Origin of the sequence: Variovorax sp. efr-133-TYG-130 (genome assembly GCF_030208835.1) — a bacterium.
In the GTDB taxonomy this organism is placed as follows: Bacteria; Pseudomonadota; Gammaproteobacteria; order Burkholderiales; family Burkholderiaceae_C; genus Variovorax.
In genome coordinates this window covers 55,666-75,904 of sequence record NZ_JARVTD010000004.1, presented here as the reverse complement: position 1 = coordinate 75,904, position 20,239 = coordinate 55,666, and the positions used below count along the sequence as shown (strand labels likewise).

Below are 20,239 nucleotides of genomic sequence, written 5' to 3'. Positions count from 1 at the left end.
CGATGAACTTCGAACTCAACGAAGAGCAGCAAGCGCTGCAGGGCAGCTTGGCCCGCCTGCTGGGCGACGTCTACGGTTTCGAGCAGCGCCGCGCCATCGCCGCCACGCCCGCCGGCTGGAGCCAGCCCGTGTGGCGGCAACTCGGCGAGCTCGGGCTCACCGCCCTCCCGTTGCCGCAGGCACACGGCGGCTTCGGCGGCGGCGCGGTCGACCTGCTGCCGGTGATGCAGGAGCTGGGCCGCGCGCTGTCGCTGGAGCCCTTTCTCGCATCGATCGTGCTCGGCGGCACCGCACTGCGGCTGGCCGGAAACGACGCCGTGCAGGCGCAGTTGCTGCCCGATGTGGCCAGCGGCGAGGTTCGCCTGGCCTGGGCGCACGACGAAGCCGGCGGGCACCAGGCTGCACTGTGGGTGGAGACCACGGCACGGCAGGACGGCGGCCAATGGCGCCTCGACGGCGCCAAGTGCAATGTGTTGCACGCCACGGCCGCGCACCGGTTCGTGGTCAGCGCGCGCACCGCGGGCGCCCCGGGCGATGCGAACGGCCTCGCCCTCTTCCTGGTCGACGCCTCCGCCCAAGGCGTGGATTGCCGCCCCCACCGCATGGTGGACGACACGCCGGGCGGTGAACTCCATTTCAGCGCGGCAGCGGCCTTGCCGCTCGGCGATCCGCGCGACGGCGCCACTGCGCTGAAGGCCATCGAGGGCACCCTGGCGGCTGGCACCGCGGCGGTTTGCGCCGATGCCGTGGGCGCCATGGAATCGGCCTACCGGCTCGCCATCGACTACCTGAACACACGCAAGCAGTTCGGCCGCCTGATCGGCGAAAACCAGGCGCTGCGCCACCGGGCGGCGGAGATGCTGGTCAGCCTCGAGATGTGCCGCAGCATGGCGATCGCCGCGGCCATTGCAGCGGACGGCCTCGATGCGCACGATGCTCGCGCCGACCTCGCGCGCGCCAAGCTGATGATCGGCCGGCATGGCCGCAGCCTCTGCCACGCAGCCATCCAGCTTCACGGCGGCATCGGCATGACCGAGGAATACGCCGTGGGCCACTGCCTGCGCCGCTTGACGCTGATCGACCAGCTCTTCGGCGACGTCGAGGCCCAGGCGACGCGGCTGGCGGAGATGCAATGAGCGAGGCAGTGTTCGAAACCATCCGCTGGGATCTTTCCGGGCCGGTCCTCACGCTCACGCTGTACCGCCCCGAGAAGCTCAACGCCATGACGCGCCTGATGCGTCGCGAGTTATGCCGGGCGCTCGACCTGGCCGACGCCGACGACGCCGTGCGCGCCATCGTCGTCACCGGCGCGGGCCGCGCCTTCTGCGCGGGGTTCGACCTGTCGGAAGGCGCGCGGGCTTTCGATACGTCGTCGCCGGCACGCGCGCCCGAGCCGGGGGAGGAGCCCGGCCGCGACGGCGGCGGCGTGCTCGCGCTGCGCCTGTTTGCCTGCACCAAGCCGCTGATCGGTGCGATCAACGGCGCGGCCGTGGGCATCGGCGCGTCGATGCTGCTGCCGATGGACGTGCGTATCGCGTCCAGCGACGCGCGCTTCGGCTTCGTGTTCGCGCGCCGGGGCGTCGTGCCCGACGCATGCGCCAGCTGGTTCCTGCCGCGCGTGGCGGGCATTTCGAAGGCGCTCGAATGGAGTCTGGGCGGCACGGTGTTCGATGCGGCCGAGGCACTGGCCGGCGGGCTCGTGAGCCAGGTGTGCGAACCGGGCGAACTGCTTGCGCGCGCGCAGGCAAAGGCACTGGACATCGCGGAGAACGCCGCGCCGGTGTCCGTGGCCCTCACGCGGCAACTGATGTGGCGCATGCTGGGCGCCAGCCACCCCATGGAAGCGCACCGGCTGGAGAGCGCGGGGCTCGAATCGCGCGGCGGCTCCGCCGACAGCGCGGAGGGCGTGACCTCGTTCAAGGAGAAGCGGCCCGCCAGGTTCCCGGACAAGGTGAGCACCGGCATGCCCGACTTCTATCCGTGGTGGACCGACCCCGCGTTCACTTGAAAGGCGGCGGCGACGGCCTTGCCCTGCGCTACCTGCGCCTGCTGCTCGCGCCCGCGCAGGCCAGGGGCTGCGACACCGAAGAACTGCTGCGCCGCTGCCACTTGACGCCCGCGCAGCTCGACAACCCTTCGCACGTGGTCACGCTGGTGCAATTCGCGCGCGCCCTGCGCGGCATGCAGCGCGCATTGCGCGACGAGATGATGGGCCTCGCCACACGGCCGGTGCGCGTGGGCACCTTCCTGCTCGTTGCCCGGCAGATGCTGCGTTGCGCCAACCTCGGCGAGGCGATGCGACTGGGCTGCAGCCTGTACCGCCTCGTACTGGACGACTTTGCGCCGAGGCTGCGCGTGGAGGGCGACGCCGCAACGCTGGAAATCGTGGACCTCACGCCGCCCGACCGGTACCGCGCGACCGGCCACCTGGTGTTGCTGTATGGAGCGATCGGTCTCATGTCGTGGATGGTGCAGCGGCCAATCGCACTGCGCGAGGTAACGCTGCCCGTGTCCTACCCCGACCTTGCACCGGCCGACACCTTGTTCGAGGCGCCGCTTCGCCGGGGCACACCGAGCCGCATCGCGTTTGACGCGCGCTGGCTCGAAGCTCGATTGGTCGCCGACATGCAAGGCTTGAAGATCTTCATCCTCCATTGGCCGCTGCGGCGCGTGGCGCCCTACAGCGAGGATGTTCCCCTTGCATTGCAAGTGCGCCGCTGCCTGCGGCGCTGGGACATTGCCCAGTTGCCAGGCCTCAACGCACTCGCCGCGACGATGGGCCAGACGGCCAAGGTGCTGCGCCGCAGGTTGCACGAGGAAGGCCAGAGCTATCGCGCCATCGTGGACTCGCTGCGGCGCGACACCGCCATGCGGCTGCTGAACCAGCCACAGCTGAGCGTGGCCGAGGTGGGCTACCGCCTGGGCTTCTCGGAGCCCAGCGCGTTCCATCGCGCCTTCAAGCGCGCCACGGGCATGACGCCGCTCGCGTACCGGCGCCTGCGCACCGGCCCGACGCTCAGTTGATGCTGTAGCCACCGTCCACCGTCAGTTCGGTGCCGGTGACGTAGGCCGACTCGTCGGCGCAGAGGAACGCGATCACGTTGGCCACGTCCGCAGGCTGCGCCATGCGCCCGAGCGGTGTGCGCTGCGCCACCATGCCGACCGCGGCCTCGATCGAGGGCAGCGGCACGCCGTGGCTGATCATGTCCTGCATCGAGCCGATGCCCAGCGGCGTTTCGACCAGGCCCGGATGCACCGAGTTCACCCGGATCTGCAGCCGCCCCAACTCGACGGCCAGGGCCTTCGTCATGAGCCGCACCGCGCCCTTCGAGGTGCAATAGGCCGAATGCATGCTCCCGCCCTTCTGTCCGAGGATGGACGAGATGTTGACGATGGAGGCCGTCGTGCCACGGTCCTTGCCTTCCCGAGCCGTGCTTGCCAGCAGCGCCTGTGCCGCTTGGCATCCGAGCCACACGCTGTCGACGTTCACCGATTGCTGCCGGCGGTAGAGCGCGAAGTCCGTTTCCTTGAACGGCCGCACGACCATCAGGCCGGCGCTGTTGACCAGTCCGTCAAGCCGTCCGGCCTGCCGCTCGATTTCGCCGATCACGCGTGTCCACGCGGCGGCATCGGTCACGTCATGCGCAAAGCTCGCGGCCCTGCCGCCTTCGGCCTCGATACGGCCTGCCGTCTCGGCAGCGCCGGCGCCGTCGAGGTCGCTCGCGAAAATGCGCGCGCCACCGCCCGCCAGGGTCAGGCAGGCCTGGCGCCCGATGCCGCTGGCCGCGCCGGTGACGAGGATGACTTTGTCTTTGAGTTGCATGATGGGTTCTCTTGTGCGTGTGGTTGTGTTGGGCTTCAGCAGCGCTCAGGCGGCCCGCCTGAGCGAAATCGTCTGCGGCTGGGTGTAGGTCATCAAACCCTCCAGGCCGTTCTCGACCCCCAGCCCCGACTGCTTGTGGCCCGCCATGGGCTTGTGCGGCGAAGCGGTCTGGATCTCGTTGATCCAGACCGTCCCGGTTTCCAGCCGCCGCGCGATGGCCAGCGCCTGCGCTTCGTCGCGGCACCAGACCGAGCCTGCCAACCCATACTCCGACGCATTCGCACGCGCGACCACCTCGTCCACGTCGCGGAACTTCAGCAGCGGCAGGATCGGTCCGAAAGGCTCTTCCCGCACGACGCGGGCGTCGTCCGGCGGGTTGTCGACCAGCGTCACCGGAAAGAAATAGCCGGGTCCGGACGCGGGCTCGCCGCCGCTGAGCAGCCGCAAACCGCGCTGGCGGCAGTCGGCCAGCAGCTCGCGCAGCCGGTCGAACTGCCGGCGGTTCTGCACGGGCCCCAGTTCCGCGCCCTCCGCGTCGCCTGGCGCCATGCGGGTGGCTTCAGCCAGTGCCACCAGCGCCTTCGCCATGCGCGCATAGATCGCCTCATGGATGTAGAGGCGCTTGGCGGCGATGCAGATCTGCCCGCTGTTGACGAAGGCGCCCCAGAACAATTCCTTGGCCACCGCGTCGACATCGACGTCGGGCATCACGATGGCGGCGTCGTTGCCGCCCAGCTCCAGCGTCAGGCGCTTGAGCGTGCCGGAGGCGCTACGCATCACGGCGCGGCCCGTGGCTGACGACCCGGTGAACGAGAGCTTGTCGAAGCCGTGGTGCGCCGACATTCGCGGGCCGAGCGATTCGCCTCCGCTGACGATGTTGAGCACGCCGGGCGGCAGGACCTCGCGCAGCAACTCACCCAGGCGCAGCGTGACGAGCGGCGTAAACGGCGAGGGCTTCAGCACCATCGTGTTGCCGGCGAGCAGGCCCGGCGCAATCTTCCAGGCGGCAAGCACCACCGGGTAGTTCCACGGCACCATGGCCCCCACCACTCCCACCGGTACGCGGCGCACCGCCACGTGGGCTTGCGCGGTGTCCTGCAGTACCAGCTCCGGCAGCGCCATCTTCGCAAACTCGGCATACCAGTGCGCGGCCACCGCAACCTCGGAGCGGGCACGCGCCAGCGGCTTTCCCTGTTCGCGCGTCAGGAGCCTCGCCAGTTCTTCCTGGTTGGCCATGTAGATGCCCGCCACACGGGCCAGCATGGCCTGGCGCTCGCCCCAGGGCAGTGCCGCCCAGGCGGGAAAGGCATCGCGTGCCGCCTGCACGGCGGCATCGAGCTGCGCATCGCTCGCATCGGGCGCCTGCGCGAACACCTGGCCGATGGCAGGGTCGACCACGTCGAATGTCTGTGTGGCCCGCACCGCGCGACCGCCGATGGTCATGGCCGGTGCCGGCAGGACCTGCGTTTCGGGTCGGATCGTCATGCGGCCGCTCCCGCCGGCTGCGCATCCGTCGCGCTCGCCGCCAGGGGGGTGGTGCGCACCTGCAGCGCCTTCAACCCACCGACCTGGTTGCTCGCGATGAAAGCCGGCTCGCCCATCAGTTCGATGTGCGCGGTGCGCGCGAGCAGCTCCGTGAAGAACGCCCGCATGCTGCTGCGCGCCAGGTTCTGCCCGAGGCATGCATGCACGCCGAACCCGAACGCGATCTGCCGATTGGGCGCGCGGTCGACGCGAAAGGCCCTGGGGTCGTCGAACACCTCCTCGTCGAAGTTGGCGCAGTGATACATCAATGCCACTTCGTCGCCGGCGCGGATGGTCTTGCCGCGCAGTTCGTAGTCGCGCGTGGCCGTACGCACGAAATGCTTCACCGGGCTGCCATGGCGAAACATCTCTTCCACCGCCGACGCCATCAGCTCCGGCCGCGCGCGCAGGCGCTCCAGCTCACCGGGTTGGCGCAACAGGTTGTACAGGCCGCTGCCCATCGAGGAACTGGTGGTGTCATGCCCGGCGGTCGCCAGGATGACGTAGTACGACACCGCTTCCATCGTCTCCAGCGGCTTGCCGTCGACCTGTGCATGGGCGATCAGCGAGCCCAGGTCGTCTGCGAGGGGCGCTGCGCGGCGTTCTGCCAGCATCTTGCCGAAGTAGGTGAAATACTCCCGCGCCACCGCGCCCTTGCCCTGGGCCTCGGGGCCGTCGCGCTTGAGGGTCGCGTCCTTGGGCGCCAGAAACTGCTGCGTGAGCTTCAGCAGGTAGGCGTGGTCTTTCTCGGGCACCGCGAGCAGGGTCATGATGATCTGAAGCGGGAACCAGACCGCGATCTCGTTGCAGAACTCGCATCCGTCGGCGCGTTCGAGCATCCGCCCGACCAACGCCCGCGCGCGGTCCTGGATGATGGTCTCCAGCCGCTTGATGTTGGCGGGCATGAAGAACGACTGCGTCAGCCCGCGGTATTTCCTGTGGTCCGGGTCGTCCATGTGGATCATGGTGCGCACCAGCTTGCCGCCCGTGGCCGCCGTCTCGGCGATGCGCACGCGCAGGTCCTCGTCGTCCAGCAGGAAGGTCTTGGGCGCGGCGACGAACACGTCGGGGTGCCTGCCGACCTCGACCACGTCGGCGTGCTTGCTCACGGCCCAGAACGGCGGATGGCCGGGCGCCTGTGTCCAGTGCAGCGGGTCTTCGCGGCGCAGCCTGTCGAACACTGCATGCATGCGCAGCGGATCTGCGTAGAGCTGGTGGCTGGCTATTTCACCGTCGATGTCGGAAATGCTCATCGGGTCTGTCTCCTAGGGTTGTCGAAATGCGTGAACTGTCAGAGGTCGAGGACCAGTTCGCCGCCGAACGCGCGCGAACAGCACGGCATGAAGCAGTCGTTGCGCTGCCGGTCCTCTTGCGTGAGGTAGTGGTCCCTGTGGTCGGGCGTGCCGCGCAGCACCGTGGTCACGCAGGTGCCGCAAACGCCCTGCTCGCACGACATCACCAGCGGCACGCCCGCTTCCTGCAATGCCTGGGCCGCGCTCTGGCCCGCGTTCACCGCGATGCGGCGGCCGCTCGACGCCAGAACCAGGTCGAAGACGCCGTCGGCGACAGTCCCTTTTGTGATCGCGGGCGCGGCGAAGTACTCGCGGTGCAACTGGCTCTCGGCCCAGCCCAGGCGCTGCGCGGTCGACATCGCATGCGCAATGAAGCCCGCCGGCCCGCACACGTAGACATGGGTGTGCGCATCCGGGCGCGCCAGCACGCGCTCTGCGTCGAAGCGCTGCGATGCGGGTCCGTCATCATGGTGAAGCTGCGTGTTCGCCGCGAAGCGCGAGCTGGCGATGCGTTGCGCGAACGCCGTGCGGGCCGCGTCGCGCGTGCAATAGTGCAAGCTGAAATCCGCCTGGCGCGACGCCAGCAGCTCGGCCATCGCCAATAGCGGCGTGATGCCTATGCCGCCACCGAGCAGGATGCTCCGCCGCGCGGCCGGACTCATGGCGAACGCATTGCGCGGCTTGCTGGCGCGCAGGGTCATGCCGGGCACCAGGTGCCGGTGCAGTGCGGCCGAACCACCATGCGGGTCCGCACCGTGCAGCACCGCGATCAGGTAACGGTCGCGCTCGCCCGGGTCGTTGCACAGCGAATAGGCGCGCGTCATGCCGGGCGCGGCTTCCACGAGCAGATGGGCGCCGGGGTCGAACGGCGGCAGCGCCAGGCCTTCGGGATGTCTCAGCTCGAATGAAACGATGCCCTGCGCCTCGTCGCGCCGTGCCGCGACCCGCAGCGCGATGCGCGACGCCGGGTCGTCGGTGTCCGCCACGGTACCGGGCGCAAGGGCTGTGTCTTGGTCTGCGCGCATGCTTGTCTCCGTTCTCGATGTCGTTGCGGCGCAGGTTAGATCGCGCAAGCCTCGCGGACCATGACCGCAAGCGCCCGCCAAACAGGCCGAAATGCCCCGCCGCACGAGCCATGGTGGCTGCGCATTCCAGCCAACGACTTTGCGCGCAACGGTCATTGAGCCAGCTGCGGCGCAGGCCCACACTGGCCATTGCGCACCGCTGGGTTCGGCATGACAGGGCCGCACCGCATGGGTCCGCGGCCTTTCCCCAGAAAAACGGAGACACCATGACACTCAACCGCCGCCAGGTGCTGGCGCTGGCGGCTTCCTTGCCCGCGCTGAATGCAGCCGTCGCACAGGACGCCCCCTGGCCGTCGAAGGCCATCACCATCGTGCTGCCCTTTCCCGCGGGCGGGCAGACGGACGCCATCGCCCGGTCCTTGGGCCGCCGCATGGAGGCAGAACTGGGGCAGCCGGTCATCGTGGACAACCGGCCCGGCGCCAACTCCCTGATCGGCTCCAGCCTGGTCGCGCGCGCGCCGGCCGATGGCTACACGCTGCTGATGAACATGACCGCGCTGGTCAGCAACCCCATCGTGCTGCCCAACGTCAACTACGACGCACTGAAAGACTTCGCGCCGGTCGCCCGGCTGTATGAGATCGCGGCCATCTGGGCCGTGCCGCCGCAAGGCGCCAGGACGCTGGAGAGCTTCATCCAGCAGGCCAAGGCCGCCAAGGCGCCGTTGAGCTTCGGCACCACCGGGCATGCCTCCAGCTCGCACTTCTTCGGCGAGATGCTGGCGCGCAGCGCGGGCATCACGATGAACCACATTCCCTACAAGGGAGAGGCCCCCATGCTTCCCGACCTGCTGGGCGACCGCCTGAATGCCGCCGTCGTCTCCAGCACGACCGCGGTGCAGTACGGGCGCGATGGCCGCATTCGCGCGCTGGCCGCCTCCGGGCGCACGCGCTGGAAGGGCCTGCCGGACATCCCCACCTTCGAGGAGCTCGGCGTTCCGGGCATCAGCACCGAAACCTTCTGCGGCATCTTCGCCCCCGCGCGCACGCCGCAGCCGGTGGTCGACCGGCTGAGCGCCGTCATCTACAAGATCATGGCCACGCCGGAGTTCGGCCAGGACATGGCGAACAACGCGCTGGAAGTCGCCGCGCCGCTCTCGCCCGCGGCCTTCGGCGACGTCATGAGAAAAGCCAGGCAGCAATGGATCGCCATCAAGAAGGACAGCTCGATCCGCATCGAGTAAGCGAACGCCACCGGAGACACGCCTGAATGAAAACGCTGCTGGTGCGCGGATACGGCCCCGAAGACAGAATCCGGCTCGAAGACGCGGCCATCCCCGAACCTTCCGCAGGCCAGGTGCGCGTCAGGGTCCGCGCCTGCGGCATCTCCTTCGTCGACCTGTTGCTTGCACGGGGTGGGTACCAGGTCAGACCTCCCACGCCCTTTGTCCCGGGCAGCGAATTCAGCGGTGTGGTGGATGCCCTGGGTGACGGTGCCGACGGCCGGCTGCGGTTGGGCGACCGCGTCTGCGGCACGCGCATGGGGGCGTGGTCCGAATACATCTGCATTCCCCAATCGCTGGCGTTCGGGCTGCCGCCGCAGGCGGACTTGATAGAAGCCTCGGTGCTTCTCGCGCCCTACCTCACGTCGCTGTACGCGCTGCGATCGCGCGCCCAGCTCTCCCCCGGCGAAACCCTGCTCGTGCTGGGAGCGGCCGGCAGCGTGGGGCATGCCGCGGTGCAGCTCGGCAAGATTCTCGGCGCCCGCGTGATCGCCGCCGCATCGACCGATACGAAGCGCAGCTCGGCACTGGCCGCCGGAGCCGATGCGGTGGTGGACACCACCGGCGACTGGAAAGCCGCCGTCAAGGCGCTGACCGCCCCAGGCGGCGTGGACGTCGTGTACGACCCGATCGGGGGCGATGCGACAGATGCGGCGTTTCGCACCCTCGCCTGGGGCGGACGCCACCTGATGGTGGGCTTCGCGGGCGGGGAGATCGGCGTGCTGAAGTCGAACCTGAGCATCGTCAAGGGCGCTTCGCTGGTGGGCGTGGACGCGCGGCAGGCGGGCGAACGCACACCGGCGCTCATGCATGCGCTGCGCACCGAGGTGCTGGCGCTCCATGGGCAAGGCCGCATTCGACCGCTGGTGAGCCATGTGCTGCCGGTCGAGCGCTTCGACGAGGCGGCCGAAAAGACCAACGACCGCGCCGGCTTCGGCCGCGTGGTCTTCACCTTCGACGATGGCGCGCGGCAGGACCCCTGAACCGCCGCAGTGCGCTTTGCTGATTGCAGCGGATGCGTCGCTTGCTCATTCCCGCCAATGACATTGCGCTCATCCGTCATTGAGCTTGCCGCACTGCCCACACACACTGGGTGCAGCACGGGCGAACTCACTCGCAACGCCCCCGACACGTCTACCGAAAGAAGGAAAAATACATGCAGGAAGCAATGATCTTCGATGCACTGCGCACACCACGCGGCAAGGGCAAGGCCGATGGCAGCCTGTACGAAGTCAACCCCGTCGCGCTGCTTGGCGGGCTGATGCGGGCGCTGCAGCGCCGCAACGACCTCGACACCGCCCAGATCGAGGACACCCTCATCGGCTGCGTGCAGCCCTACGGCGAGCAAAGCATGTGCATCGGCAAGACCGCGGCACTCTATGCGGGCTGGGACTGGCGCGTGCCGGGCGTGCAGCTCGACCGCTACTGCGGCTCGGGCCTGGAGGCCGTCAACATCGCGGCGCAGAAAGTGCGATCGGGCTGGGAAGATCTGGTGGTCGCGGGTGGCGTGGAGTCGATGTCGCGCGTTGCAATGGGGGGCGCACCCAATGCGCGCGACACCTACCCGCCGCTCAACTTCCGGCTGCAGCCGGTGCCACAGGGCATCGGTGCCGACCTGATCGCCACGCTGGACGGCCACAGCCGCGACGACGTCGATGCCTTCGCCGCCGCCTCCCAGCGCAAGGCCGCGAACGCGCGCAGCCAGGGCTGGTTCGACCGGTCGGTCGTGCCGGTGACGGACGCGAACGGCCTTGCCGTGCTCGCGCAGGACGAGTACATCCGCCCCGACACCACCGCCGACTCGCTCGGCCGCCTCAAGCCGGCGTTCGCCCAGCAGGGCGAGTTCGGCTTCGATGCCATCGCGCAGTTCAAGTACCCGCAGGTCGACCGCATCCGCCACGTGCATACGGCCGGCAACTCGTCGGGCATCGTGGACGGCGCTTCGCTGATGCTGATCGGCACCGAGGCCAAGGGCCGCGAACTGGGCCTCGTGTCGCGCGCGCGCGTCGTGTCGGTTGGCGTGGTCGGTGCCGAGCCCACCATCATGCTGGCCGGACCCGCGCCCGCCAGCCGCATTGCGCTGCGCAAGGCCGGCCTCACCGTCGACGACATCGACCTGTTCGAAGTCAACGAGGCTTTCGCATCGGTGGTGCTGCGCTTCATGAGCGACATGCAGGTGCCGCCCGAGAAGGTGAACGTGAACGGCGGTGCCATCGCATTGGGACACCCGCTGGGCGCCACCGGCTGCATGCTGCTGGGCACCCTGCTCGACGAACTGGAGCGCCGGCAGCTCAAGCGCGGCCTGGTCACGCTGTGCGTGGCCGGCGGCATGGGCATCGCCACCATCATCGAACGACTCTGAGCAACATCCCATGACAGCGATCACTTTCGACATGGACGCCACGGGCGTCGTCACCCTGACCATCGACATGCCCGGCCAGGCCGCCAACACCATGAACGGCGTGTTCCGCCAGGCATTGGCCGACGCGGTCGAGCGGCTGGAGACCGAGCGCGAGGGCATCGCCGGCGTCATCCTCACCTCTGGAAAGAAGACGTTCTTCGCCGGCGGCGACCTGAACGACCTGCTGGCCGTGGGGCCGGCTGACGGCCAGGCCGTGTTCGACCGCGCGATGGCGATGAAGGCGACGATGCGGCGGCTCGAGAAGCTGGGCCGGCCCGTGGTGGCGGCCCTCAACGGCACGGCGCTGGGCGGCGGTTTCGAGCTGGCGCTGGCCTGCCATGCGCGCTTTGCGCTGGACGACCCCAAGCTCGACCTGGGCCTGCCCGAGGTGGGCCTCGGGCTGTTGCCGGGCGGCGGCGGCATCGTGCGCATGGTGCGCCACCTCGGGCTCGAGAAGGCCATGCCCTTCCTGCTGGACGGCACGTCGTTCTCGCCTGCCAAGGCGCAGGCCCTCGGCCTGGTCGACGGCGTGGCCGGCGACATGCCCGCGTTGCTGGCGCTCGCACGCGAATGGATCGCCAGCCACGCCGACGCCACCCAGCCCTGGGACCGCAAGGGCTACCGGCTGCCGGGCGCCACCGCGGGCGCACCGGCACCGCTTGCATGGCTGAAGACGGCGCCCGTCACCCTGATCCGCAAACACAAGGGTTGCTACCCGGCGCCCGAGGCGATTTTCTCGGCCGCCGTCGAAGGCACCAGCGTCGACTTCGATACCGCGCTGCGCATCGAGACGCGTCACTTCGTTCAACTCGTGACCGGGCAGGTCGCGAAGAACCTGATCACGACCTTCTTCTTCCAGATGAACGAGACCAAGTCCGGCAAGGGCCGCCCCGAAGGCGTGCCGCGCGCGACCTTCTCGAAAGTTGGCATCCTGGGCGCCGGCATGATGGGCGCGGGCATCGCCCACGCCTGCGCCACGCGCGGCGTGGCCTGCGTATTGAAAGACACGACGGTGCAGAAGGCGGAGGCGGGCAAGGCCTACAGCGAAAAAGTATTCGCCAGGCAAGTGGCCAAGGGCGCGATGACCGAAGAGCGCATGCAGGCCGCGCTGCAGCGCATCACGCCCACCGCCGACGCCGCCGACCTGGCCGGCTGCGACCTGGTGATCGAGGCGGTGTTCGAGAACCGCGAACTCAAGGCACAGGTGGTGCGCGAAGCCGCGCCGCACCTGGCTCCCGGCGGCGTCATGGCCTCCAATACGTCGACGCTGCCCATCACCGGACTGGCGACAGCGTACGAGCGGCAAGAGAACTTCATCGGCCTGCACTTCTTCTCGCCAGTGGACCGCATGCCGCTGGTGGAGATCATCAAGGGCAAGCGCACATCGGACAAGACGCTCGCGCGCGCCTACGACTTCGTCAAGCAGATCGGCAAGACGCCGATCGTCGTGAACGACAGCCGCGGCTTCTACACCAGCCGCGTGTTCGGCACCTTCACCCGTGAAGGCGCCGCCATGCTGGCCGAAGGCGTCGATGCCGCGACCATCGAGAACGCGGCGCTGCAGGCTGGAATGCCGGTCGGCCCGCTTGCGGTGATGGACGAGGTGGCCATGAGCCTCACGCTTTCCGTGCGAAAGCAGGCGGCCGCCGACCTTGCCGCCGAAGGCAAGCCGCTGCCGCATCACCCGGCATGGGCGGTGCTCGAGAAAATGGTCGCCGACCTGGGCCGCCCCGGCCGTGCGGGCGGTGGAGGTTTCTACGACTACCCGCCCGGCGAGCCGAAGACGCTGTGGCCAGACCTGGCCAAGCACTTTCCGCCCTCCGGCAAGGCGGTGCCCTTCGACGACCTGAAGGAGCGCTTCCTGTTCGTGCAGGCGATAGAGGCCGTGCGCTGCATCGAAGAAGGTGTGCTCGCCTCGGCGCGCGACGCCAACGTCGGCTCCATCCTCGGCGTCGGCTATCCGCGCTGGACCGGGGGCACGGTGCAATACATCAATGCCTACGGGCTGCCGCGCTTCGTCGAGCGTGCCACCGTGCTGGCAGAGCGCTACGGAAGCCGCTTCGCGCCGCCGCCCCTGCTGCAGGAAAAGGCTGCGGCAAACGAGCGTTTCGAGTGAGGCAAGGGGCTTCGAAAGCTTCTACGTGCAGGTGCGCGGAACCGAAGCGCGATGGACCGACACAGCCCATGCGGCGCACCGCGCTTCGATCAGTCCAGCTTGATGCCGGCCGACTTGATGGCCTCGCTCCAGCGCACGGCATCCTTGCGCATCAGCTCGCCGAACGCCGCGCGATGAACCGGGGACACCTGGAAACCTCATTGCTCGTTCCAGCGCGCCGCGACCTCGGGCTTCTGGATGTATTGCTGGATGTGCGTGGCCAGCTTGTCCGCGATGGCCGCCGGCGTGCCCGCCGGCGCCAGGATGCCCGCGAACCCGGCCACGCTGGGCCCCGGAACACCCGACTCCAGCAGCGTGGGCAGCTCTGGAAACGCGTCCAGCCGCTTCGGGCCGTTGACCGCCAGCGCGCGCAGCTTGCCGGTCTTCGATTGGGCCTTGTACATGCCGACGGTCATCATCGCGCTGTCGACCTGGCCGCCGAGCAGGTCGTTGGCCAGCGGCGCTTCGCCCTTGTAAGGCACGCGCAGCAGTCCGGCCTTGATCGCGTCGGAAATCATCGCGCCGTAGATGTCGGTGTTGGAGCCTATGCCCCAGGTGGCATAGGACACCGAACGGCCCCTGGCGTAGTTGGCGAATTGCGCCATGTTCGTCGCCGGCAACGTCGAGCGCACCACGAACACCACCGGCGACTTGATGAGCTCCGTCACCGGCACGAAGCTGTCGAACGGGTCGTAGCCCGGCTTGGGCTGCAGCTGCGCGTTGATGAGATGGCTGGTCGTCATGAGCAGCAGCGTGTAGCCGTCGGGCGCGGCGCGTGCAACGTACTGCGTGCCGGTGAGCGAACTGGCGCCGGAGCGGTTTTCCACCACCACCGGCTGGCCGAGCGTCGCGCGCAGGTCGGCCCCGATCTCTCGCGCCATGGCGTCGGTCGGCGAGCCGGCGGGAAAGGGCACGACCAGAGCAATGGCGCGCGTGGGGTAGTCCTGCGCATGCGACGCCAGCGCCGCGGCCAGCAACGCGGCACCGACAGCGAGGCGCGACAGCCGCGCGCAACGGGATCGAGGATGCATGTCTTGTCTCCAGGGTGGTTGTACGGCGGATCGATGTCCGCCTGCGGCCAGTATGGAAAGTGCCCGCCCCGTCCCGCAATGGCGCAGTCGCGCAGTTGCGTTGGCCGAAACGCCTACCCGGCACTGCCGGATGCACCGCTGCATCGCTGCATCGCTGCATGGCTGCATCACCGCAGAAGGAACCTCATGAACCCTGAAGATGTCGTCCAATTTCACCGGGCCGGCGTGCACATCGCGGTGCTGACGCTCAACCGCCCGCAGGCACGCAACGCGGTCAATGCCGCGCTCGCACGGGCGCTGGAGCAGCATGTACAGGCCGTCGAGGCCGATGCGGAGATCCGCGTGGCCATCCTCACCGGTGCCGGCAGCCAAGCCTTCTGCGCCGGTGCCGACCTCAAGGAGCTGGCCGGGGGCAGCGCGCCCAGCGCACGCTCCACGCCCGACGGCGGCTTTGCAGGCTTCGTGAACGCACGGCGGCGCAAGCTCTGGATTGCCGCGGTGAATGGCGCGGCGGTGGCCGGCGGCCTGGAGCTCATGCTCGCCTGCGATCTGGTAGTGGCCTCGGAGCACGCCATCTTCGGCCTGCCCGAGGTTCAACGCGGGCTCATCGCCGCGGCTGGGGGCATCTACCGCCTGCCGCGCTCGCTGCCGCGAGCCATTGCGCTGGAGATGATCGCAACCGGCGACCCCATCGATGCGCACAGGGCGCTGGCGCTGGGCCTCGTCAATCGCGTGGTCGCGCCCGGCGAGGTGCTGCACAGCGCGCTGCAACTGGCAGGGCGCGTCTGCGCCAACGCGCCCTTCGCGGTGGCCGAGAGCCTGGCCGTCGCGCGCCGTGCGCCCGACCTGGACGAGGCGGCGCTCCAGGCGCTGGCACGTGACGCCATCGCGCGCCTTGTGAAGACCGATGACTACCTCGAAGGCCCGCGGGCCTTCGCCGAGCGCCGCGCCCCGCGCTGGACCGGACACTGAAAGCCGCACCATGCCGACCATCGCCGATGCCCTCGCCCCGCTTCGAGGCGCCCCTTCGCCGTTCTGGCCCAAGGGCGCGTTCGACATCGCGAGCCTCGGCACCATCACGGGCGGGGGCACGGGCCTGCCCGAAGCGGTGAGCCTGCGCCTGTCCGACGAACTGGGCGTGCGCTACCTCGAGGGCTGGGGCATGACCGAGACCGCATCGATGGCCGTCTGCAACCGCAGGCGGACGCAGAGGCTTTCCGCGAGATCGACGGCCGTCGCTTACTGCGCACCGGCGACCTCGTGCACCGCGACGCCGAGGGCTACCTGTTCATCGTTGACCGGCTCAAGCGGCTGATCAGGCCCGCAGCGTGAGCCCGCCGTCCACCACCAGCCCGTGGCCGGTGATGAAGTCGGCCTCGTCGCTCGCCAGCAGCAGCGCGGCGCGCGCGATATCGCCAGGCTGGCCCAGCCGGCGCAGCGCGGCCTTTTTCTCCCACACCGCGCTGATGTGCGCCTGCTCGAAGCTGCGCCGCGTCAACCCGGTGACGATGGCGCCCGGCAGGATGTGGTTGGCCGTGATGCCGAACTTGCCGAGCTCCAGCGCCAGCGTCTTCGTCAAACCCGCCACGCCGTGCTTGGAGGCGGCGTAGGCCGACAGACCGATGTCGGTGTCGCGCGCCATCACCGACGACGTGTTCAGGATGCGCGCCCGGCCCGTCTTCGCGGCCTGCTGCTTCAGCGCCGGGATGGCCTCGCGCGTGAGCCGGAACATCGATCGCAGGTTCACGTCGAGCACGTTGTCCCACTGCGCGTCGGTCATGGCCTCGGCCAGGCTGTTGGCACTGGTGCCGGCGTTGTTGAACAGGATGTCGATGGCGCCGAATGCGGCGAGCGCCCCTGTCACCACGGCACGCGGCGCATCTTCGCCGGTCAGGTCCTGCGCCAGCGTGCGAATGCCGTCCCGCCCCGCATGCGTTTCGGCCAGCAGTGCCGCATCGCGGTCGACCGCGAGCACGCGCGCGCCCTCCTCCTCGAACAGCCTTGCCGTGGCCGCGCCGATGCCCGACGCCGCGCCGGTCACGATGGCCGAGCGGCCCGCCAGGCGCTTCATGACGCGGCCTGCGCGAACACGCCGGCGGCGCGCAGCGCCTCGACGCGCGAGGCGTCGAAGCCGAAGGCCGCCAGCAAGGCCTCGCTGTGCGCGCCGACGACCGGTGCGCCGTGCGGCGTCGCCGGCTGGCTGCGGCTGAAGCGCGGCACCGGTGCGGGCTGCACCGTGCCATCGACGCTCACGAAGCTGCCGCGCGCCACCGCGTGCGGGTGGCGCGGCGCTTCGTCGAGATCGAGCACAGGCGCAAAGCAGATGTCGGTGCCCTCCATCAGCGCGCACCAGTCGTCCCGGGTACGCGTGGCGAAGCGCTCGGCCAGCTTGCGCTTGAGCTCGGGCCAGCGGGCGCGCTCGTGCTGCGGCCACTCGGCGGCGTTCCCGATGCCCAGCGTGTCGAGCAGCAGCGCGTAGAACTGCGGCTCGACCGAGCCCAGCGCAAGCCACCGGCCGTCGGCGCAGCGGTATGTCCCGTAGAAATGCGCCGCGCCATCGAGCATGTTCTCGCCCAGCCGATGCCAGCGGCCGGCCGCATGGGTGCTGTAGAACATCGACATCAGCAGCGCCGAGCCTTCCGTCATCGCCGCATCGACCACCTGGCCGCGCCCCGATCCGCGTGCCTCGATGAGCGCGCAAGCCAGGCCGAAGGCCAGCATCGCGCCGCCGCCGCCGAAATCGCCCACGAGGTTGAGCGGCGGCACAGGACCCGTGTCGGGATGACCGATGCCGTGCAATGCGCCGCTGAGGGCGATGTAGTTGAGGTCGTGGCCGGCCGCCTGTGCGAGCGGCCCGCTCTGGCCCCAACCGGTCATGCGGCCGTACACCAGCTTCGGGTTGCGCGCGAGGCAGGCTTCGGGCCCCACGCCAAGCCGCTCCATCACGCCGGGGCGAAAGCCCTCGACCAGCAGGTCGGCCTGCGCGGCCATGTCGAGCAGCACCTGCGCGCCTTCGGGCTGCTTGAGGTCGAGCGCCAGCGAGCGCCGCCCGCGCGACAGTATGTCGGCGCGCGGCGGCACCCAGGGCGTGCGGCCGACGTCGGCACGGCGGTCGATGCGGATCACCTCGGCCCCCATGTCAGCGAGCATCATGGCGCAGAAGGGCCCGGGGCCGATGCTCGCGACTTCGAGCACCCTGATACCTGCAAGCGGTCCTGGCATGTACGTGTCTTTCGTTTGGGTTGATCGTTTGATGCGGCCGAAGTCGTTCGTCGCGAACAGGCAGGCGCCGAACACCTCGCCGACCACGCGCGCGCCGGTTCATGGGTGCTCGATCCAGTCCACAGCGCGCCGCAACAGGCCGCGTGCGGCGCCGTGCAGCCGCTCGCCGGTGTCGCGCGGCGCCTGGCCCGCGCAGGCACGGGCGTGGCTGCCCTCGAGGATGATCGCCAGCTTGTAGCAGGCGAGCACCGCATACCAGCGGATGGCCGAAAGGTCGCGCTGACTGCGTTGCGCATAGCGCTCCACCAGTTCCAGCCCCAGCGGGAATCCGTTCCACGGCCGAATCCGGTTCAGCGTGTGGTGAGAGCCGTCAGGGCGCGGCCATGTCGCCAGCAGCCAGCCCAGGTCGAGCAACGGGTCGCCCACCGTCGCGAGTTCCCAGTCGACCACGGCCGCGAGCTCGGGCCCGTCGTGGCGGAACATCACGTTGGCAATGTGGAAGTCCCCATGCAGCAGGCCAGGCGTGAATGCAGCCGGTCGATGCGCGTCGAGCCAGTCGCCAACCTGGCGCACCTCGGGCAACGACTGCGGACCGGGCCAGCCTTCGCATGCGGCATAGCCTTCTAGCTGCTTGCGCCACCGTGGAACCTGCCGCTCGAGAAAACCCTCGGCGCGGCCGAAGTCGGACAAGCCGACGGCCGCCACATCGACCGCCGCGAGCGCGGCAATGGCATCGACCATCGAAAAACCCATGCGCCTGCGCAACAGAGGATCGGACGCATGCAGCGCCGGCAAGCCGGCGTGGGCGGCGTTGAAACCGTCCACGGGCTCCATCAGATAGAAAGCCGCGCCGATCACCGCGGTATCGGCGCAGGCTGCAATGAAGACGGGGTGCGGCACGGCACTGCCCGCAAGCGCGGCCAGCACGCGGGCCTCGCGCCCCATGGTTTCGTTGCTGTTGGCCCGCAGGTGGCGCGACGGGCGGCGCAGCACGAAGCTGCGCGCGCTCCGCTCGAATTTCAGCAGAACATTCTGGGTGCCGCCGGCCAGCAAGGTGGCGTGGGTGATATCGCCACCCTCGCGCCCGCGCAGGCCCTGCGTGTCCATCCACGCGGCCAGCGCCGCCGGGTCGACCAGCTCATGCCACGCCTGCGCGTCGGCCGCGGCCTGCATCCCGCTCAAAGCCCGTCGGCGCCTTCGAGCGCCGCGCCGTACAGGGCCATTGCGCGTTCGCGCGCACGCGGCAGGTGGTAGCTGGGGAACAGTGCAGTGGACGGCGCCACCTGCTTGAGCAACTCGCGTGCAAGCGTGATCTTGTGCACCTCGGTCGGTCCGTCGGCCAGGCCCATGATGAGGGACGACACCATCTGCTCGACCAGCGGCATCTCGTCGGTCAGTCCCAGCGATCCATGCACCTGGATCGCGCGCGCCACGATGTCGTGCAGCACCTTGGGCATGGCCGCCTTCACGGCCGAGATGTCCTTGCGCACCAGTTGGTAGTCGTTGTGCTTGTCGATCAGCCACGCGGTGCGCAGCACCAGCAGGCGAAACTGCTCCAGCTCGATCCAGGAGTCGGCCACCATCGCCTGCACCAGCTGCTTGTCCGCCAGCCTGCCGTGCTGCGTGCGCCGCGACACGGCGCGCTCGCACAGCATGTCGAAAGCCTTGCGCGCCTCCCCGATGGTGCGCATCGCATGGTGGATGCGCCCGCCGCCCAGGCGCGTCTGCGCGACCGCGAAGGCCTGTCCCGGCCCGCCGAGCATGTGGTCGGACGGCACCCGCACATGGTCGAGATCCAGGTAGCCGTGGCCATGCCCGTGGGCCTTGCGGCCGGCCAGGTGCACGTCGCGCACGATCTTCAGGCCGGGCGTGCCGGCCGGCACGATGAACATCGACATGCCCTTGTAGGCCGAAACGTCCGGGTCGGTCACCGCCATCGTGATGAAGAAGGAGGCGTAGTTGGCGTTCGATGCGAACCACTTCTGTCCGCTGATGAGCCAGTCGTCGCCATCGCGTTCGGCACGCGTGGTGAAGACCTGCGGGTCGGAGCCGCCCTGCGGCTCGGTCATGGCAAAGCAGGAGACGATTTCGTTGGCCAGCAGCGGATGCAGGTAGCGCTTCTTCTGCGCCTCGGTGCCATAGTGCGCCAGGATTTCCGCGTTGCCCGAGTCCGGCGCCTGGCAGCCGAACACCGTGGGCGCGAAGCCCGAGCGCCCGAGGATCTCGTTCATCAGCGCCAGCTTCACCTGCCCGTAGCCCTGCCCGCCCAGTTCGGGGCCGAGGTGGCAGGCCCAGAGCTTGCGCTCGCGCACCTTCTGCTGCAGAGGGCGCACCAGCCGGTTGCGGGCCGGGTCGGCCACGTTGTAGGGGCTGTCCAGCAGCAGGTCCAGCGGCTCCACCTCGTTGCGCACGAAGTCGTCTATCCAGTCGAGTTCCTTCTGGAACGCCTCGTCGGTCTCGAATCCCCAGCTCATGTGTTGTCTCCT

General features: G+C 69.3%; 18 protein-coding genes. 9 read left to right on the top strand and 9 right to left on the bottom strand.

Annotated elements, in window-relative coordinates:
• The first annotated feature begins 2 nt into the window (after positions 1 to 2).
• Genes QRN67_RS06810 through QRN67_RS06800 form a run of 3 tightly spaced genes read left to right on the top strand, consistent with a single transcriptional unit; the run spans position 3 to position 3,024 of the window.
• Positions 3 to 1,136 (top strand): acyl-CoA dehydrogenase family protein, encoded by a 1,134-nt coding sequence (locus QRN67_RS06810; RefSeq protein WP_285411204.1) that lies wholly within the window; start codon positions 3 to 5, stop codon positions 1,134 to 1,136.
• Positions 1,133 to 2,008 (top strand): enoyl-CoA hydratase-related protein, encoded by an 876-nt coding sequence (locus tag QRN67_RS06805; RefSeq protein ID WP_285411203.1) that lies wholly within the window; start codon positions 1,133 to 1,135, stop codon positions 2,006 to 2,008. Before QRN67_RS06810 ends, QRN67_RS06805 begins: the two co-directional genes overlap by 4 nt.
• The gene (locus tag QRN67_RS06800; RefSeq protein ID WP_285411202.1) at positions 1,984 to 3,024 is read left to right on the top strand and encodes an AraC family transcriptional regulator; all 1,041 of its coding nucleotides are present in this window, start codon (positions 1,984 to 1,986) and stop codon (positions 3,022 to 3,024) included. Before QRN67_RS06805 ends, QRN67_RS06800 begins: the two co-directional genes overlap by 25 nt.
• Here QRN67_RS06800 and QRN67_RS06795 read toward each other — a convergent pair.
• The 4 genes from QRN67_RS06795 to QRN67_RS06780 are packed head-to-tail and all read right to left on the bottom strand — an operon-like array spanning position 3,017 to position 7,664.
• Positions 3,017 to 3,823, bottom strand: coding sequence for an SDR family NAD(P)-dependent oxidoreductase (locus QRN67_RS06795; protein ID WP_106938214.1), 807 nt, complete (start codon positions 3,821 to 3,823; stop codon positions 3,017 to 3,019). The genes QRN67_RS06800 and QRN67_RS06795 overlap by 8 nt on opposite strands.
• A 45-nt stretch (positions 3,824 to 3,868) precedes the next feature.
• Positions 3,869 to 5,308 (bottom strand): aldehyde dehydrogenase family protein, encoded by a 1,440-nt coding sequence (locus tag QRN67_RS06790; RefSeq protein WP_199852002.1) that lies wholly within the window; start codon positions 5,306 to 5,308, stop codon positions 3,869 to 3,871.
• Positions 5,305 to 6,600, bottom strand: coding sequence for a cytochrome P450 (locus QRN67_RS06785; RefSeq protein ID WP_285411201.1), 1,296 nt, complete (start codon positions 6,598 to 6,600; stop codon positions 5,305 to 5,307). Before QRN67_RS06785 ends, QRN67_RS06790 begins: the two co-directional genes overlap by 4 nt.
• A 38-nt stretch (positions 6,601 to 6,638) precedes the next feature.
• On the bottom strand, positions 6,639 to 7,664 hold the full coding sequence (locus tag QRN67_RS06780) for a PDR/VanB family oxidoreductase (protein ID WP_285411200.1): 1,026 nt from the start codon (positions 7,662 to 7,664) through the stop codon (positions 6,639 to 6,641).
• Positions 7,665 to 7,930: 266 nt separating this feature from the next.
• Here QRN67_RS06780 and QRN67_RS06775 point away from each other — a divergent pair, with 266 nt between their 5' ends.
• From QRN67_RS06775 to QRN67_RS06760, 4 genes are all read left to right on the top strand, one after another.
• On the top strand, positions 7,931 to 8,905 hold the full coding sequence (locus QRN67_RS06775; protein WP_285411199.1) for a tripartite tricarboxylate transporter substrate binding protein: 975 nt from the start codon (positions 7,931 to 7,933) through the stop codon (positions 8,903 to 8,905).
• Positions 8,906 to 8,931: 26 nt separating this feature from the next.
• Positions 8,932 to 9,927 carry an NADPH:quinone oxidoreductase family protein gene (locus QRN67_RS06770; protein ID WP_285411198.1) on the top strand — a complete coding sequence of 332 codons (996 nt, stop codon included), beginning with the start codon at positions 8,932 to 8,934 and terminating at the stop codon, positions 9,925 to 9,927.
• A 173-nt stretch (positions 9,928 to 10,100) separates the two neighbouring features.
• Entirely contained in the window at positions 10,101 to 11,306 is a 1,206-nt protein-coding gene (locus QRN67_RS06765; RefSeq protein ID WP_285411197.1) for an acetyl-CoA C-acetyltransferase, read from the top strand.
• Positions 11,307 to 11,316: 10 nt separating this feature from the next.
• Positions 11,317 to 13,461, top strand: coding sequence for a 3-hydroxyacyl-CoA dehydrogenase NAD-binding domain-containing protein (locus QRN67_RS06760; protein ID WP_285411196.1), 2,145 nt, complete (start codon positions 11,317 to 11,319; stop codon positions 13,459 to 13,461).
• Positions 13,462 to 13,658: 197 nt separating this feature from the next.
• Here QRN67_RS06760 and QRN67_RS06755 read toward each other — a convergent pair whose 3' ends face one another.
• The gene (locus QRN67_RS06755; RefSeq protein WP_285411195.1) at positions 13,659 to 14,531 is read right to left on the bottom strand and encodes a Bug family tripartite tricarboxylate transporter substrate binding protein; all 873 of its coding nucleotides are present in this window, start codon (positions 14,529 to 14,531) and stop codon (positions 13,659 to 13,661) included.
• A 186-nt stretch (positions 14,532 to 14,717) separates the two neighbouring features.
• Here QRN67_RS06755 and QRN67_RS06750 point away from each other — a divergent pair, with 186 nt between their 5' ends.
• Positions 14,718 to 15,503, top strand: coding sequence for an enoyl-CoA hydratase-related protein (locus QRN67_RS06750; protein WP_285411194.1), 786 nt, complete (start codon positions 14,718 to 14,720; stop codon positions 15,501 to 15,503).
• Positions 15,504 to 15,513: 10 nt separating this feature from the next.
• A complete protein-coding gene (locus QRN67_RS06745) occupies positions 15,514 to 15,846 on the top strand; it encodes a hypothetical protein (protein ID WP_285411193.1) in 333 nt (110 codons plus the stop codon).
• Here the strand turns inward: QRN67_RS06745 and QRN67_RS06740 are convergent, their stop codons facing one another.
• From QRN67_RS06740 to QRN67_RS06725, 4 genes are all read right to left on the bottom strand, one after another.
• The gene (locus QRN67_RS06740) at positions 15,847 to 16,602 is read right to left on the bottom strand and encodes an SDR family NAD(P)-dependent oxidoreductase (protein ID WP_106938205.1); all 756 of its coding nucleotides are present in this window, start codon (positions 16,600 to 16,602) and stop codon (positions 15,847 to 15,849) included.
• Positions 16,599 to 17,753: a CaiB/BaiF CoA transferase family protein gene (locus QRN67_RS06735; protein WP_285411192.1), complete on the bottom strand. Its 1,155-nt coding sequence runs from the start codon at positions 17,751 to 17,753 to the stop codon at positions 16,599 to 16,601. The genes QRN67_RS06740 and QRN67_RS06735 overlap by 4 nt, the downstream gene beginning before the upstream one ends.
• Before the next feature lie 99 nt (positions 17,754 to 17,852).
• Complete coding sequence (locus QRN67_RS06730; RefSeq protein WP_285411408.1) at positions 17,853 to 18,926, bottom strand: phosphotransferase family protein; 1,074 nt, start codon at positions 18,924 to 18,926, stop codon at positions 17,853 to 17,855.
• 5 nt (positions 18,927 to 18,931) lie between these two features.
• Positions 18,932 to 20,227 (bottom strand): acyl-CoA dehydrogenase family protein, encoded by a 1,296-nt coding sequence (locus tag QRN67_RS06725; RefSeq protein ID WP_106938203.1) that lies wholly within the window; start codon positions 20,225 to 20,227, stop codon positions 18,932 to 18,934.
• Between the last annotated feature and the right edge of the window lie 12 nt (positions 20,228 to 20,239).

What these genes read in the sequence shown, in the direction of transcription:
- QRN67_RS06735 (WP_285411192.1), bottom strand. Translation starts at nt 17,753, where the DNA reads ATGCCAGGACCGCTTGCAGGTATCAGGGTGCTCGAAGTCGCGAGCATC.
- QRN67_RS06790 (WP_199852002.1), bottom strand. Translation starts at nt 5,308, where the DNA reads ATGACGATCCGACCCGAAACGCAGGTCCTGCCGGCACCGGCCATGACC.
- QRN67_RS06740 (WP_106938205.1), bottom strand. Translation starts at nt 16,602, where the DNA reads ATGAAGCGCCTGGCGGGCCGCTCGGCCATCGTGACCGGCGCGGCGTCG.
- QRN67_RS06730 (WP_285411408.1), bottom strand. Translation starts at nt 18,926, where the DNA reads ATGCAGGCCGCGGCCGACGCGCAGGCGTGGCATGAGCTGGTCGACCCG.
- QRN67_RS06750 (WP_285411194.1), top strand. Translation starts at nt 14,718, where the DNA reads ATGAACCCTGAAGATGTCGTCCAATTTCACCGGGCCGGCGTGCACATC.
- QRN67_RS06795 (WP_106938214.1), bottom strand. Translation starts at nt 3,823, where the DNA reads ATGCAACTCAAAGACAAAGTCATCCTCGTCACCGGCGCGGCCAGCGGC.
- QRN67_RS06745 (WP_285411193.1), top strand. Translation starts at nt 15,514, where the DNA reads ATGCCGACCATCGCCGATGCCCTCGCCCCGCTTCGAGGCGCCCCTTCG.
- QRN67_RS06785 (WP_285411201.1), bottom strand. Translation starts at nt 6,600, where the DNA reads ATGAGCATTTCCGACATCGACGGTGAAATAGCCAGCCACCAGCTCTAC.
- QRN67_RS06805 (WP_285411203.1), top strand. Translation starts at nt 1,133, where the DNA reads ATGAGCGAGGCAGTGTTCGAAACCATCCGCTGGGATCTTTCCGGGCCG.
- QRN67_RS06775 (WP_285411199.1), top strand. Translation starts at nt 7,931, where the DNA reads ATGACACTCAACCGCCGCCAGGTGCTGGCGCTGGCGGCTTCCTTGCCC.
- QRN67_RS06765 (WP_285411197.1), top strand. Translation starts at nt 10,101, where the DNA reads ATGCAGGAAGCAATGATCTTCGATGCACTGCGCACACCACGCGGCAAG.
- QRN67_RS06770 (WP_285411198.1), top strand. Translation starts at nt 8,932, where the DNA reads ATGAAAACGCTGCTGGTGCGCGGATACGGCCCCGAAGACAGAATCCGG.
- QRN67_RS06725 (WP_106938203.1), bottom strand. Translation starts at nt 20,227, where the DNA reads ATGAGCTGGGGATTCGAGACCGACGAGGCGTTCCAGAAGGAACTCGAC.
- QRN67_RS06760 (WP_285411196.1), top strand. Translation starts at nt 11,317, where the DNA reads ATGACAGCGATCACTTTCGACATGGACGCCACGGGCGTCGTCACCCTG.
- QRN67_RS06755 (WP_285411195.1), bottom strand. Translation starts at nt 14,531, where the DNA reads ATGCATCCTCGATCCCGTTGCGCGCGGCTGTCGCGCCTCGCTGTCGGT.
- QRN67_RS06810 (WP_285411204.1), top strand. Translation starts at nt 3, where the DNA reads ATGAACTTCGAACTCAACGAAGAGCAGCAAGCGCTGCAGGGCAGCTTG.
- QRN67_RS06780 (WP_285411200.1), bottom strand. Translation starts at nt 7,664, where the DNA reads ATGCGCGCAGACCAAGACACAGCCCTTGCGCCCGGTACCGTGGCGGAC.